The organism is Streptomyces sp. NPDC048659, assembly GCF_040650575.1.
In the GTDB taxonomy this organism is placed as follows: Bacteria; Actinomycetota; Actinomycetes; order Streptomycetales; family Streptomycetaceae; genus Streptomyces.
In genome coordinates this window covers 25,080-39,797 of sequence record NZ_JBEZHM010000015.1, presented here as the reverse complement: position 1 = coordinate 39,797, position 14,718 = coordinate 25,080, and the positions used below count along the sequence as shown (strand labels likewise).

General features: G+C 75.8%; 7 protein-coding genes. 4 read left to right on the top strand and 3 right to left on the bottom strand.

What is annotated here, in order from left to right; genetic code table 11:
* Window positions 1–45: 45 nt before the first annotated feature.
* The 3 genes from AB0C99_RS14235 to AB0C99_RS14225 all read right to left on the bottom strand — a co-directional run bounded on the left by AB0C99_RS14235 (window position 46) and on the right by AB0C99_RS14225 (window position 5,982).
* Complete coding sequence (locus tag AB0C99_RS14235) at window positions 46–1,584, bottom strand: alpha/beta hydrolase (protein WP_362474360.1); 1,539 nt, start codon at window positions 1,582–1,584, stop codon at window positions 46–48.
* 96 nt (window positions 1,585–1,680) lie between these two features.
* Window positions 1,681–3,258: an alpha/beta hydrolase gene (locus AB0C99_RS14230; protein ID WP_362474357.1), complete on the bottom strand. Its 1,578-nt coding sequence runs from the start codon at window positions 3,256–3,258 to the stop codon at window positions 1,681–1,683.
* Window positions 3,259–3,339: 81 nt separating this feature from the next.
* On the bottom strand, window positions 3,340–5,982 hold the full coding sequence (locus AB0C99_RS14225; protein ID WP_362474354.1) for a lysylphosphatidylglycerol synthase transmembrane domain-containing protein: 2,643 nt from the start codon (window positions 5,980–5,982) through the stop codon (window positions 3,340–3,342).
* 201 nt (window positions 5,983–6,183) lie between these two features.
* On the opposite strand from AB0C99_RS14225, the gene AB0C99_RS14220 reads away from it, so the two are divergent.
* The 4 genes from AB0C99_RS14220 (at window position 6,184) to AB0C99_RS14205 (ending at window position 14,715) form a co-directional block, all read left to right on the top strand.
* A complete protein-coding gene (locus AB0C99_RS14220; protein ID WP_362474608.1) occupies window positions 6,184–6,525 on the top strand; it encodes an MGMT family protein in 342 nt (113 codons plus the stop codon).
* 209 nt (window positions 6,526–6,734) lie between these two features.
* The gene (locus AB0C99_RS14215) at window positions 6,735–10,112 is read left to right on the top strand and encodes an ATP-dependent DNA helicase (RefSeq protein ID WP_362474605.1); all 3,378 of its coding nucleotides are present in this window, start codon (window positions 6,735–6,737) and stop codon (window positions 10,110–10,112) included.
* 261 nt (window positions 10,113–10,373) lie between these two features.
* The gene (locus tag AB0C99_RS14210) at window positions 10,374–11,204 is read left to right on the top strand and encodes a hypothetical protein (protein ID WP_362474351.1); all 831 of its coding nucleotides are present in this window, start codon (window positions 10,374–10,376) and stop codon (window positions 11,202–11,204) included.
* 52 nt (window positions 11,205–11,256) lie between these two features.
* Window positions 11,257–14,715, top strand: coding sequence for an ATP-dependent DNA helicase (locus tag AB0C99_RS14205; protein WP_362474348.1), 3,459 nt, complete (start codon window positions 11,257–11,259; stop codon window positions 14,713–14,715).
* The last annotated feature ends 3 nt before the right edge of the window (window positions 14,716–14,718 follow it).

Below are 14,718 nucleotides of genomic sequence, written 5' to 3'. Positions count from 1 at the left end.
CCTCGTACGCACGAGGTCCGGGCCCTTCCGCGTACCGCCGTCCGGTCAGGAGCACCTGGTGCCGTACGCGGGGACCTTCCCGTCCAGGAAGTACGCGTCGACCGTCCGCGTCACGCACGCCGAGGAGCCGTACGCCCCGTGCCCCTCGCCCTCGTTGCTGACGAGCACGCCCACCCCGGCGCCCAGCGCCTTCGCCATCCGCGCGGCGCCCTCGTACGGGGTGGCCGGGTCGCCCGTGGTGCCGACGACGAGGACCGGGGCGGCGCCGGGCGCGCTCGCGTCCTGCCGGGTCTCCGCCCCCTTCACCGGCCAGTTCGCGCACCAGCCGGCCGTGTCCCAGGCCAGGAACTCGCCGAACACCGGGGAGAGGCGGCGGAATTCGGGCAGCAGCGCGCGGGCCTGGTCCAGGGTCGGCCGCTCGGCCGAGTCGGCGCAGGAGATCGCCCGCTGGGAGTGCGACTGGGTGGAGTAGTGGCCGGACTCGTCCCGGTCGTCGTACCAGTCGGCGAGCCGCAGCAGTTCCTTGCCGTCGCCCCGCTCGGCGGCGGCCAGCGCCGAGGTGAGCAGCGGCCAGCTCTCCTGCGAGTAGAGCGGCATCACCACGCCGGTCAGGGCCAGCGACTCGGTCAGCTTCCGGTCGCCGACGGGCAGCGGGGCGCCGTCGAGCCGCTCCAGCAGCCGGGTGATCCGCCGCGTGCCGGCCTTCGGGTCCTGCCCGGTGGAGCGCAGGTAGTTGTCGAGGGCCCGCTGGAAGCCGATGGTCTGGTTGCGGGCGTGCCCGACGCTGTCGGCGGTCGGGTCGACGACGGCGTCGAGGACGAGCCGCCCGACGTTCTTCGGGAAGAGGTGCGCGTAGGCGGCGCCGAGCTGCGTCCCGTACGACATCCCGAAGTAGTTCAGGCGCGCGTCGCCGAGGACCTGGCGGACCAGGTCGAGGTCGCGGGCGGTGTCGGCGGTCGTGGTGTGCGGGATGACCTTGCCGGAGCGGCGGGCGCAGCCGGCGCCGAAGGCGGTGGCGTCGTCGAGGAACCGCTTCTCCTCGGCGGGCGTGTCCGGGGTGTGGTCGACCGTGCGCTCGGCGGCGTCCTGCTCCGCGTCGTCCCGGCAGACCACCCCGGCGCTGCGGCCGACCCCGCGCGGGTCGAAGCCGACCAGGTCGTAGCGGCGGCCGAGGGCGCCGTACTCGCTCGCCGCCCGCGGCAGGATCTCCACGCCGGAGGCGCCGGGCCCGCCGAAGTTGAAGAGCAGCGAACCGGCGCGCCCCCGCCGGTCGGTGGCCTCCTTGCGGATCAGCGCGACCGGGATCGTCTCGCCGTCCGGCGCCGCGTAGTCGAGCGGCACCCGGACCTCCGCGCAGCGCCAGGCGGAGCCCGGCGCCTCGCCGCCCTCGGGGGCGGCGCAGCGCTTCCACGCGGGGCGCTGCCCGGTGAGCGAGGCGGGCAGGCCCGCGCTGACCTTGGCGTCGCCGGAGCCCGGGGGAGCGGCGGCGGAGCTCTTCGCGGGCGGGGGCTGTGTCGTGGGGTCCGGCGCGCCGCCGGGGCTCGTGCACCCGGCGGCGAGCACCCCCAGCAGCGCGACCGCCACACCCCCGAGTCCCCTCTTCGTGCGCGCGCCCGTACCCGACATGAGCGACCCCCCGTGATCCGTACCGGACCGCCATCGTAGGCGGCGGGCCGGGGGTCAGGAGCAGACGGTCCCGGCGGCGGGGACCTTGCCTTCCAGGAGGTACGCGTCGGTGGCGCGCTTCACGCAGGCGTTGCCGCTGCCGTAGGCGCCGTGGCCCTGTCCCTTGTACGTCAGCTCGACGCCGACACCGGGGCCGAGGGCGTCCACCATCGAGCGGGCGCCCTCGTAGGGGGTGGCCGGGTCGCCGGTGTTGCCGATGACCAGGATCGGGGCGGAGCCGGGGGCGGAGACGTCCGGGTGGTCCCAGGAGCCCGGCACCGGCCACTGGGCGCAGCTGGACAGGGCCCAGGCCATGTAGTCGCCGAAGACGGCGGAGGACTTGCGGAACTCGGGGACGCGCTCCTTGGCCTGGCCGAGGGTGTAGCGCTGCTTGAAGTCGACGCAGTTGATGGCGGCGTTGGCGGCCTGGATGTTGCTGTAGCTGCCGGTCTGGTTGCGCCCGTTCATGGAGTCGGACAGGGCGAGCAGCAGGGCGCCGTTGCCGCCGTCGGCCTCGTCGAGCCCCTGCTCCAGGTAGGGCCAGAAGTCCTTGGAGTACAGCGACTGGGCGATGCCGTTGGTGGCCTGGGTCTGGGTGAGCATCCGGTCGCCGATGCCGGGGATCGGCTTCTTGTCGAGCCGGCCGAGCAGGTCGGTGATGAAGCCCTCGATCCCGGCGACGCTGTTGCCGGGCAGCGCGCAGGCGTCGCCGCGGTCGACGCAGTCCTTGGCGAAGTTGTCGAGCGCGAGCTGGAAGCCCTCGGTCTGGCCGAGCGCGCCCTCCAGGACCCCGGCGGCGGGGTCGACGACGGCGTCGAAGACGGCGCGCCCGACGTTCTTCGGGAAGAGGTGTGCGTAGACGCCGCCGAGCTCCGTCCCGTACGAGATGCCGAAGTAGTGCAGCTTGTCGTCGCCGAGGACCCGCCGCATCAGGTCCATGTCCCGGGCGGCGTTCTCGGTGCCGACGTGCGGGAGCTCGGGGCCCGAGTCCTTCTCGCAGCCGGCCGCGTACTTCTTCTGCGCCTCGTCGAGGACGCGTTCCTCCTCGGCGTCGTCGGGCGTGAAGTCGAGGGCGTAGTACGCGTCGAGCTCCTTGTCGGTGGCGCACTCGACGGGTTCGCTGCGGCCGACCCCGCGCGGGTCGAAGGAGACCAGGTCGTAGCGGGAGCGCAGGGACTCGAAGTCGGAGGCGAAGCCGGGCAGTCCGGTGATGCCGGAGCCGCCGGGCCCGCCGAAGTTGAAGACCAGCGAGCCGATCCGCTGCTTCCGGTCGCGGGCCTTGGCCCGGATCAGGGCCAGGTCGACGGTGTCGCCGTCGGGCTTGGCGTAGTCGAGCGGCGCGGTCATGAAGGAGCACTCCCAGGCCGCGCCGTCGGGCAGCGGCGAGGGGGCGGGCCCGCCGCCCTCCGCCGGGGACGGCGGCAGGCACGGGGACCACTCCGGCTTCTGCGCGGCGAGCCGGTCGAGCCCCGTGGGCCCGCCGCTCGCGGGCGCGACGGCCCCCGGGGAGCCGTTTCCGTCCGAGCATCCGGCGGCGAGGAGCACGGTGGACGCGGTGAGCAGGGCGACGCGCTGAGCTGCGGAGATCGGCATGACCCCATCGTGATCCGCCCTCGGTCGGCCCGCGCGGGAGGTGGTCCATGCGGGTGGCGGGGGCGGGTCCCGGCGGGTCCCCTACAGCGCCCCGCGCTTGCTCAGCCAGTTGAAGCAGATCCAGCCGGGCAGCACCGGCAGCCACAGCGTCAGCAGGCGGTAGAGCAGCACCGCGGGGGTGGCGACCTCGATCGGGAGGCCGACCGCGACCAGGCCGAAGGTCAGCGCGCCCTCGACCGCGCCGACGCCGCCGGGGGTCGGCGCCGCCGAGCCGAGCGCGTTGCCCGCGAGGAAGACGACGGCGACGCTGGCGTAGCTGACCGTCACGTCGCCGTGCCCGAAGGCGCGGATCGAGGCGTCCAGGCAGAACACGAACGCGCCGGTCAGCAGCAGCATCCCGCCGATTCCGGTGACCAGCTTCATCGGCCGCTGGAGCACGTCCAGCATGCGCGGCACCACACCCGCGAACAGCGAGCGCAGCCGCGTCGACACGAACTTGCGCATGAACGGGATCGCCGTGACGACCAGGACCAGCACGGCGACCGTCAGCAGGCCCGCGATGACGGTCCTGGACGGCGTGAAGGACTGCGACTTCTCCGTACCGGTCAGATAGCCGAAGGACAGCAGCAGCAGGATGTGCGCCCCGAGCCCGAAGAGCTGCGAGGCGCCGACGCTGGCGACCGCGAGCCCCGGGCGCACGCCCGCGCGCTGGAGGAAGCGGGTGTTCAGGGCCACGCCGCCGACCGCCGCCGGGGCGACGATCTTCACGAAGGAGCCGGCGACCTGCGCCACCACCGTCCGCCAGAAGCCGACCCGCTCCGGCACGAAGCCGAGCAGGCTCATCGCCGCCGCCACATAGCTGAGCCCGGAGAAGAGCACGGCCGCCGCGACCCACCGCCAGTCCGCCTCGCTGACCGTGGACAGCGGGGTGCGGGCGATCTGCGAGAGCAGGAAGTACGCGGCGACGGCGCCCGCGATCAGGCTGACCAGGGTGCGCGGCTTGATCCGCTCCAGGCGGACCGGCACCACCGGCGCCTGCGGCCGGATCCGCAGCACCTGGTGCCGGATCTGCGCGAGCAGGTCCTCCTCGCGGGCCTCGTCCAGGGCCTCGTCCAGCGCCCGCTTCTCGGCCTTCTTGTCGGCCTGCTTCTCCGCGCGGGCGACCTTGCGGTCGGGCTCCAGGTTGGCCTGGGCGCGCGCCTCCGCGCGGGCCTGCCGGGCCGCCTCGGAGGCGGCGAGCACCGCTTCGCGCTCCCGCGCGGAACGCTCCCGGGCCCGCCGCCGCAGCTCCGCGCGGGTCGAGCGGCTGAGCGCGATCGGCTGGAGCAGCGGCAGGCAGTCGGCGATGGTGTCGGGGCCGAGCACCTCGACGGCCGCGGCGACCGCCCGCTCGGCGCCCACCCGCAGCCCGAGGGTGGTGAGCAGCTGGGCGATGTCCATCCGCAGGACCAGGTCCCCGGCGGCGATCTCACCGCCCCGCAGGTCCGTCAGGATCACCTTGCCGGAACGATCCACCAGAATCGCGTCCCCGGCGAGCCTGCGGTGCGCGATCCGCCGCGACTGGAGCGCCCTCACCTGGCGCCAGGCGCTGCGCACCAGCTCGTCGGTGATCTCCTCGTCGTCCAGCGAGTCGAGGGTCCGGCCGCCGAGGTGCTCGTAGACCAGCATCACCGCGTCCGGGCCGAGCTCGGAGGTGGCGATCAGCTTCGGCGCGTTGGCCCCGGCGGCGATGGCCGCGTACGCGAGCAGCGCCTCCTGCTCCAGGGCCTGGCGCAGCGAGACGATCGAGCGGCGGGTGGTGATGGTGCGCAGGGTGATGCGCCGCCAGGCCCGGTAGAAGAAGCCGTGCGCCTGTTGCTCGCGGTCGACGACGGTGACGTCGAGCGGCGGCCCGTCCTCCAGGGTCACGATGTAGCGGCGGCCCCGGTCGCCGCTGTCCGCGGCCTCCGGCACGCCCTCGGCGCGCAGCGCGGTCACCGGCCGGAAGCCGACCCGGCGCAGGCCCGCGAGGAGCGTCTGGCCGGTCGGCCGGACGTTGGGGGAGCCGACCGCGTACAGCGTCCCGTATGCCACGGTCCAGCCGATCAGCACGGTCAGGATGATCGAGAGGGCGGTGGTGTAGCCGGCGACCAGCATGGTGAAGGCGTCGAGCAGCAGCACCATCCACAGCACCACCCGCCAGCGCGGCCTGCGGGCCATGCCGACGGCGGTCATGTACGCGATGACCGGCGCGAGGTAGTTGTGCACGGGGTCGGTGAGCCCGCCGCCGGACTGCGGCTGGGTCAGCGCGTCCTGGATGGTGCCGGGCGCCCCGTTGGCCACCCACAGGTCGGTGGCGAGGGTGACGCCGTGCGCCAGGACCGCCGCGAGGACGCCGTCGGCGATCCGCAGCCCGTCCCGTTTGATCAGCCGTTCGATCGCGAAGGCGACCGGCACGAGCAGCACCGCGATCGAGGAGACCAGGCCCGCGATCTTGACGAAGACGTCGGGGGCGCCGCCGGCGCCCTTGTTGATGTCCTGCTCCAGGCCGGAGGTGGTGCCGTGGGCGAAGGCGGCGATGGCGAGGACGACGGCGATGGCCAGGATGCCCACGAGCAGGCGCATCAGGTCCGAGGGGCGGTGGACCCGCGCGGCGAGCAGCGGTTCGTCGCCGGAGACGCGCTCGGGCAGCTTGGACGGCGCCTGGCCGGGGGAGTCCCCCGGAGGCTGGATGTCGTGCCCCATCACCATGTCCGTCTCTGCGTGCCGTGTCGTGGCGGACCGTGCCGCCGTGTCGTCTCTCGGGGGCGCCGAGGCCCCCGCCGTCCCTGCCGTCGCTTGTTCTTGTTCTCGTATCACCAGTCACCGCCCGCACGATGGTGGCACGAAGCGGGGCCCCGCGGAGGCATCAGGGGGTTGTCGGTGCGGTGCGGCAGGATGACCCGAATGGAGAACGAGGAGCTGCCCGAGCTGCCCGACTACGCGGAACGGGTCCTTCAGGCCGTCGAGGAGATCCCGCCCGGCCGGGTGATGACCTACGGAGACGTCGCCGAGTACGTGGGAGAGGGCGGCCCGCGCCAGGTCGGCCGGGTCATGGCGCTCCACGGCGGACCGGTGCCCTGGTGGCGCGTCGTCCGCGCGGACGGCACCCCGCTGCCCGGCCACGAGCGACGTGCCCTTGGTCACTACCGGGCCGAGGGCACCCCGCTGCGGCAACCCCCCGGCGGCGGCCCGATCCGGCTGGACATGCGCCGGGCGCGCTGGGACGGCGCGGCCCCGCCCGGCTGAGCCGGGGGCGGGCCACGGAGCCCCGGGTCGCCGCGGGGATCGCGTACCGTCGAAGCTCGCGCCCGTCACCCGAGCACCCCGCCGGGCGCCCCGAGCTCCCCGCCCACCATCCACCAGCAGGACCGGCGACCCACGTGACTTCCTCCTCCACCCTCACGGCCGTGCGGGGCCCCGGCGCGTACCGCCTGGTGCGCACCCTGCCGACGCCGGTGCGGCCCCCTGAGCTGGACGCAGCGCAGCGCGCGGTGGTTGACCACGACGGCGGACCCCTCCTGGTCCTCGCCGGACCCGGCACCGGCAAGACGACGACGCTGGTGGAGGCCGTCGCGGCCCGCATGGAGGCGGGCGCCGACCCCGAGCGGCTCCTCGTCCTCACCTTCAGCCGCAAGGCGGCCGTCGAGCTCCGCGACCGGATGGCCGCCCGGCTCGGTGGCCGCCGGCCCCCGCAGGCCACCACCTTCCACTCGTACTGCTACGCCCTGATCCGCGCCCACCAGGACGCCGAGCTCTTCGCCGAACCGCTGCGGCTGCTCTCCGGGCCCGAGCAGGACCTCGCCGTCCGCGAGCTGCTCGCCGGCCAGATCGACCTGGAGAAGGCGGGCCTCGGCGGGGTCCGCTGGCCCGGTGAACTGCGCGCCTGCCTCACCACCCGCGGCTTCGCCGACGAGGTCCGCGCCGTCCTCGCCCGCTCCCGCGAGCTGGGGCTCGGCCCCCAGGCCCTGGCGGAGTTCGCCCGCCGCGTCGGGCGCCCCGACTGGCGGGCCGCCGCCGGCTTCCTCGCCGAGTACCTCGACGTCCTCGACCTCCAGGGCGTCCTCGACTACACGGAGCTGGTCCACCGCGCGGTGCTCCTCGCCGAGTCCGCCGCCCCCGGCACGCTCCCCGGGTACGACGCGGTCTTCGTCGACGAGTACCAGGACACCGACCCGGCCCAGGTCCGGCTGCTGCGGGCGCTCGCGGGCGGCGCCGGGCGCACGGTGCTCGCCTTCGGCGACCCCGACCAGTCGATCTACGCCTTCCGCGGCGCCGACGTCAACGGCATCCTCGACTTCCCGGCGGCCTTCGGCGGCACGGTCCGCGTCCTCGGCACCTCCCGCCGCTCCGGCGCCGGACTGCTCGCCGCCACCCGCCTGCTCACCCAGCGGATGCCGCTGCCCCGGCTCCCCGCCGACAAGGCGCGCGCCCACCGCGCCCTGACACCGGTACGGGACGGGGGCCGGGTGGAGGTCTACACGTACCCGACCGCCTCCACCGAGACCGACAACATCGCCGACCTGCTGCGCCGCGCGCACCTGGAGGACGGCGTCCCCTGGCACGAGATGGGCGTCCTCACCCGGGCCGCCGCCCACCTCCCCTCCCTCCGCCGCGCCCTGACGTCGGCGGGCGTCCCGGTGGAGACGGACACCGCCGACACCCCCCTGCGCCACGAACCGGCGGTGGCCCCGCTGCTGCTGGCGCTGCGCGCGGCGGCGTCGGGGGAGACGGGGGAGACGGGGGAGGGGGCCGGGCGCGCCGACGGCGTGGGTGCCGACGGGGCCGACGAGGCCGTGTCCGGCGTCGGCGCGGCCGACGGGGACGATGGCGACGGGGACGATACCGACGGGGACGGGGAGGCCGACGCGGCTGCCGACGCCGAGGCCGACGCGGGCCCCGATGCCGACGCGGGCCGCGACGCCGTCGCCGACGCCGACGCCGTCCACCCCGCCGCCCCCTCCTGGCTCGACGTCGAGACCGCCGTCTCGCTGCTCGCCTCGCCGCTCGCCGGGATGGACCCGGCCGATCTGCGCCGCCTCGGGCGGGCGCTGCGGGACGAGGAGCGGGCCGGGGGCAACGCCGTGCCCGCGCCCTCCGACGTGCTGCTCGCGCGGGCGCTCGCCGAGCCCGAGCGGCTGGTCGCGCACGACCGCTCGTACGCCGGGGGCGCCAGGCGCCTCGGCGAGCTGCTGCGCACCGCGCGCGCCCGGCTCGCGGCGGGCGGCACCGCCGAGGACGCCCTGTGGCTGTTCTGGAACGGCACCAGCTGGCCCACCCGGCTCGAACGGTCCTCCCTGCGCGGCGGCCCGGCCGGCCGCAACGCCGACCGGGACCTGGACGCCGTCTGCGCCCTCTTCGAGACCGCCGCCCGCGCGGAGGACCGGGTCGGCGGGCGCGGCGCGCTCAACTTCCTGGAGGAGCTCGACGCCCAGGACATCGCCGCCGACACCCTCACCCGCCGCCACACCCGCCCCGACGCCGTCCGCCTGATGACCGCGCACCGCGCCAAGGGCCTGGAGTGGCGCCTGGTCGTCGTCGCGGGCGTACAGGAGGGCCTCTGGCCCGACCTGCGGCGGCGCGGCTCCCTCCTGGAGGCCGACCGCATCGGCCGCGACGGCCTCGCCGAGCCGCTGACCCCCGGCGCCCTCCTCGCCGAGGAGCGCCGCCTCTTCTACGTCGCCGTCACCCGCGCCCGCGAACGGCTCGTCGTCACGGCGGTCAAGGCCCCCGCCGAGGACGGCGACCAGCCCTCCCGCTTCCTCTCCGAGCTCGGCACCGAGGCCAAGGACGTCTCCGGCCGCCCCCGCCGCCCGCTCGCCGTCGCCGCGCTCGTCGCCGAGCTCCGCGCCACCACCGTCGACCCCGACGCCACCCCGGAGCTGCGCGCCGCCGCCGCCGACCGGCTCGCCCGGCTCGCCGCCCTCAGCGACGAGGAGGGCACCCCGCTCGTCCCCGCCGCCCACCCGGACCGCTGGTGGGGCCTGGCCGAGCCGACCCGCAGCGGCGTCCCGCTGCGCGACCGGGAGCAGCCGGTGGCGCTCTCCGGCTCCGCCCTGGACCAGCTCGCCAACACCTGCGCCCTCCAGTGGTTCCTGGGCCGCGAGGTCAAGGCCGACGCCCCCGCCACCGCCGCCCAGGGCTTCGGCAACGTCGTCCACGTCCTCGCCGACGAGGTCGCCTCCGGCCGCACCCCGGCCGACCTCGACGTGCTGATGGCCCGCCTGGACTCCGTCTGGGAGGCCCTCGCCTTCGACGCGCCCTGGAAGTCCGCGCAGGAGAAGGAGAACGCGCGCGTGGCCCTGGAGCGCTTCCTGCGCTGGCACGTCATGGACCGGGCCGGCCGCACCCCCGCCGCCACCGAGCACGGCTTCGACGTCACCCTCGCCGCCGGCGCGTACCAGGTCCGCATCCGAGGCTCCATGGACCGCGTCGAGGCCGACGAGCAGGGCCGCGCCTACGTCGTCGACTTCAAGACCGGCAAGTCCGCGCCCACCAAGGACGAGGTCGCCCACCACCCCCAGCTCGCCGTCTACCAGCTCGCCGTCCGCGAGGGCGCCGTCGACGAGGTCTTCGGCGGCCGGACGCCCGAGCCCGGCGGCGCCGAACTCGTCCAGCTCCGCCAGGCCGCGCCCAAGAAGGAGGGCGGCGACGCCCTCCCGAAGGTGCAGGCCCAGCAGCCCCTCGAAGGCGAGTGGGTCGGCGAACTGCTCGCCTCCGCGGCCGGCCGCGTCCTGGAGGAGCGCTTCGCCCCCACCACCGGCCAGCACTGCGCGAACTGCTCCTTCCGCGCCTCCTGCAGCGCCCGCCCCGAAGGCCGCCACATCGTGGAGTAGCCCCCGCGCGGGCGAACCCGTGCCCCCGCGCGGGCGAACCCGTGCCCCCGCGCGGACGTCGCCGTGCCCCCGCGCGGACGTCGCGGTGCCCCCGCGCGGGCGTCGCCGTGCCCCCGCGCGGACGTCGCCGTGCCCCGCGCGGGTGTCGCCGAGCCCCGCGCGGGGGCCCGGGAGTCCCGGCGCCCCCTCCCGCGCGAAGTCGCGCGGACCGGGCCGCTCCGGCAGGCTGGAAGACCGGGGTGAACCCGCGAGGAGGCTCGCATGGCGTCCCACCGCACCACCAAGCTCCGCGCCGCCGCCACCGTGTGCGCGGTCTGCGCCGCCGTGATCGCGGGCGGCGGACCCGCCGCCCTCGCCGCCGCCCAGCCACCGCCACCGGCCCCCGCCGCCCCGGCCCCCACCCCCTCCGCCGACCCCTTCCGGGGGCTCAGCGCCGACCAGATCGCCGACCGGGCCGTCGCCGCCACCCAGTCCGCGACCTCGCTGCGGATGACCGGCCGGGTCAGCTCCGGCGGCCAGCCGCTGGACGTCGACTTCTCCGTGGACGACCACGACAACTGCACCGGCGTGGTCAGGATCCAGGGCGGCGCCGCCGAACTCCGCCGGTCCGCGGGCATCACGTACATGAAGGGCGACGAGCGTTTCTGGCGGGCCTCCATGACCTCCCAGGGCATGTCCGAACCCGAGATCTCCGCCACCATCGAACTGCTCAAGGGCCGCTGGCTCAAGATCACCCCCGGCCAGGCCGGCAGCGGCGACCTGAGCGGGGTCTGCGACCTGAAGTCGCTCCTCGCCGACCTCGGCAACGACAAGGCCGAACGCACCGGACTCAGCCGCGGCCCCGACGCCACCGTCAACGGGACCCCCGTCGCCACCCTCGTCAAGCGCAAGGCGGGCGGCGAGACCACCACCGTCTCCGTCTCCGCGCGCGGCAAGCCGTACATCCTCAAGACGGTCAAGACCGGCGGCCAGGAGGCCGGCGCCATCGTGCTCTCCGCGTACGACAAGCCGGTCAAGGTCGTGATCCCGCCCGCCGACGAGACCGTCGACCTCTCCAAGCTGGACCAGGGCGGCGGCACCGCCCCGGCGTGACGGAGCTCTCGCCGGGACCGGGATGTCCGAGGTGCCCGTTAGCCTCTTTGGAGTGACCGCACGCATCACCGACCCCGAGCAGCTCAAGGAGCTCCTCGGCATCCCGTTCACCCCGGAGCAGACGGCCTGCATCATCGCGCCGCCCGCCCCGCAGGTCATCGTGGCCGGAGCCGGCTCCGGCAAGACGACGGTCATGGCCGCCCGCGTCGTCTGGCTCGTCGGCACCGGCCAGGTCGCCCCCGAGCAGGTCCTCGGGCTCACGTTCACCAACAAGGCCGCGGGCGAGCTCGCCGAGCGCGTCCGCACCGCGCTCGTCCGGGCCGGGGTCACCGACCCCGACGTCATCGACCCCGATGACCCCCCGGGCGAGCCCCGCATCTCCACGTACCACGCCTTCGCCGGGCAGCTCCTCACCGACCACGGCCTGCGCATCGGCCTGGAGCCCACCTCCCGGCTGCTCGCCGACGCCACCCGCTACCAGCTCGCCGCCCGCGTGCTGCGCGAGGCCCCCGGCCCGTACCCCGCGCTCACCAAGTCCTTCCCGACCCTGATCGGCGACCTCCTCGCGCTCGACGCCGAGCTCTCCGAACACCTCGTCGCGCCGCAGGACCTCGCCGCCCACGACACGGGGCTGCTCGACACCCTCACCCGCGCCCGGCTCACCAACGCCGACCTGCGCAAGGTCCCCGAGGCCGCCGCCGCCCGCCGCGAGCTCCTCGACCTCGTCGTGCGCTACCGCGCGGCCAAGCGCTCCCGGGACCTCCTCGACTTCGGCGACCAGATCGCCCGCTCCGCCGAGCTCGCCACCACCCGCCCCGAGGCCGGCGCCATCCTCCGGGACGAGTACCGGGTCGTCCTCCTCGACGAGTACCAGGACACCTCCGTCGCCCAGCGGCTCCTGCTCTCCGGCCTCTTCGGCCAGGGCACCGGCCACGCGGTGACCGCCGTCGGCGACCCCTGCCAGGCCATCTACGGCTGGCGCGGCGCCTCCGTCGCCAACCTCGACGACTTCCCCGAGCACTTCCCCCACCGCGACGGCAGCCCCGCCACCCGCTTCGCCCTCTCCGAGAACCGGCGCAGCGGCGGACGCCTCCTCGACCTCGCCAACGGGCTCGCGGCCCCCCTGCGCGCCCTCCACGAGGGTGTCGAGGCGCTGCGCCCCGCCCCCGGCGCCGAGCGGGACGGCAGCGTCCGGATCGCCCTGCTGCCCACCCACGCGGAGGAGATGGACTGGCTCGCCGACTCCCTCGCCCACCTCGTCCGCACCGGCACCGCCCCCGGCGAGATCGCCGTCCTGTGCCGCACCGCCACCGACTTCCCCGCGATCCAGGCCGCCCTCGTCGCCCGGGACGTCCCCGTCGAGGTCGTCGGCCTCTCCGGGCTGCTCCACCTCCCCGAGATCGCCGACCTCGTCGCCGTCTGCGAGGTCCTCCAGGACCCCGGGGCCAACGCCTCCCTGGTCCGCCTCCTCACCGGCCCCCGCTGGCGCATCGGCCCCCGCGACCTGGCCCTCCTCGGCCGCCGCGCCCGGTTCCTCGTGCACCGCCCCGGCGACGGCTCCGACGACCCGGACCAGCGGCTCGCCGCCGCCGTCGAGGGTGTCGACCCGGCCGAGGTGATCTCCCTCGCCGACGCCCTCGACACCTTCCTGGACTCCGGCGGCCAGGACGACGGCCTGCCCTTCTCCGCCGAGGCCCGGGTCCGCTTCGCCCGCCTCGCCACCGAGCTGCGCGCCCTGCGCACCTCGCTGGCCGACCCCCTCATGGACGTGCTGCACCGGGTGCTGCACGCCACCGGCCTGGAGGTCGAGCTCTCCGCCTCCCCGCACGCCCTGGCCGCCCGGCGCCGCGAGACCCTGTCCGGCTTCCTCGACATAGCGGCCGGCTTCGCCTCCCTCGACGGCGAGGCCACCCTGCTCGCCTTCCTCGGCTTCCTGCGCACCGCCGCGCAGTACGAGAAGGGCCTGGACCACGCGCTGCCCGGCGGCGAGAACACCGTCAAGGTGATGACCGCGCACAAGTCCAAGGGCCTGGAGTGGGACGTCGTCGCCGTGCCGGGCCTGGTCGCGGGACAGTTCCCGTCCGCCCGCGCGCGCGAGTCCTGGACCGCGCAGCCCCAGGTCCTGCCGTACGCGCTGCGCGGCGACGCGGCCACGCTGCCCGCCGTCGACGGCTGGGACGCCAAGGCCCTGGCCGCCTTCAAGAACGCCCTGCGCGACCACCAGCACACCGAGGAGCTCCGCCTCGGCTACGTGACCTTCACCCGCCCCCGCTCCCTCCTCCTGGGCTCCGCCCACTGGTGGGGCCCGGCGCAGAAGAAGCCCCGGGGCCCCTCGGACTTCCTCGACGCCCTCCACGCCCACTGCGCGGCGGGCCACGGCGAGATCGAGGCGTGGGCCGACGCCCCGGAGGAGGGCGCGGAGAACCCTCTGCTGGCCCAGGAGCTCCAGGACCGGGCCTGGCCCCTGCCGCTGGACGCGGACAGCCTGCGGCGGCGCCGGGAGGCGGCGGAGCAGGTCGTCTCCCGCCTGTGGGCGCACGGCCCCGCCCCCGTCCGCCCGCCCGCCGCCGAGGACCCGCACCCGGAGGATTTCTGGCTCCCGGAGGAGCCGGAGCCGGAGCCGGAGTGGGACGAGGAGCCGGAGCCGTACGGGGACGGGGAGCCGGGCCGGGACGGGCCCCCGGCCCCCGCGCACCCGGACCTCCCCGCCCAGCGGCACCGCCCCGAGCCGCCGCGGTCCCCGGAGCACGAGCCGCTGCCGTCCCCGGAGGACACGCCGCCGCTGTCCCTGGAGGACGCCCGCACCATCGCCTCCTGGGACCGGGACCTGACCGCCCTCACCGCGGAGCTCCACCGCACCCGCGCCACCACCAAGGAGGTCCTCCTCCCCGCCTACCTCTCCGCCTCCCAGGTCCTCCGCCTCGCCGCCGACCCCGACGGCTTCGCGAAGGAGCTGGCCCGGCCCATGCCGAAGCCGCCGCAGCCCGCCGCGCGCCGCGGCACCCGCTTCCACGCCTGGGTGGAGTCGCGGTTCGAGGAGCTGCCGCTGCCGCTCCTCGGCCCGGAGGAGCTGCCCGGCGGCGAGGAGTTCGCCGGCGAGCCGGAGATCGTGGACGAGCGGGACCTGGAGGCGCTCAAGGAGGCGTTCGGCCGCACCCCGTACGCCCACCGCACCCCGTACCGGGTGGAGATACCCGTCCACCTCACCCTCGCGGGGCGGGTGGTCCGGGGCCGGATCGACGCCGTGTACCGGGACCCGGAATCCGGCGCGTACGAGATCGTCGACTGGAAGACCAGCCACCTGCGCACCGCCGACCCGCTCCAGCTCGCGATCTACCGGCTGGCCTGGGCCGAGCAGCACGGGCTCGCGCCGGAGGAGGTCGCCGCCGCCTTCGTCTACGTACGGACCGGGGAGGTCGTGCGCCCCGCGCGGCTGCCCGGACGCGCCGGCCTGGAGGCGCTGCTGCTGGGCGGGGACTCCCCGGACGGGGAGCCCGCCGATGCCGGATAGGCT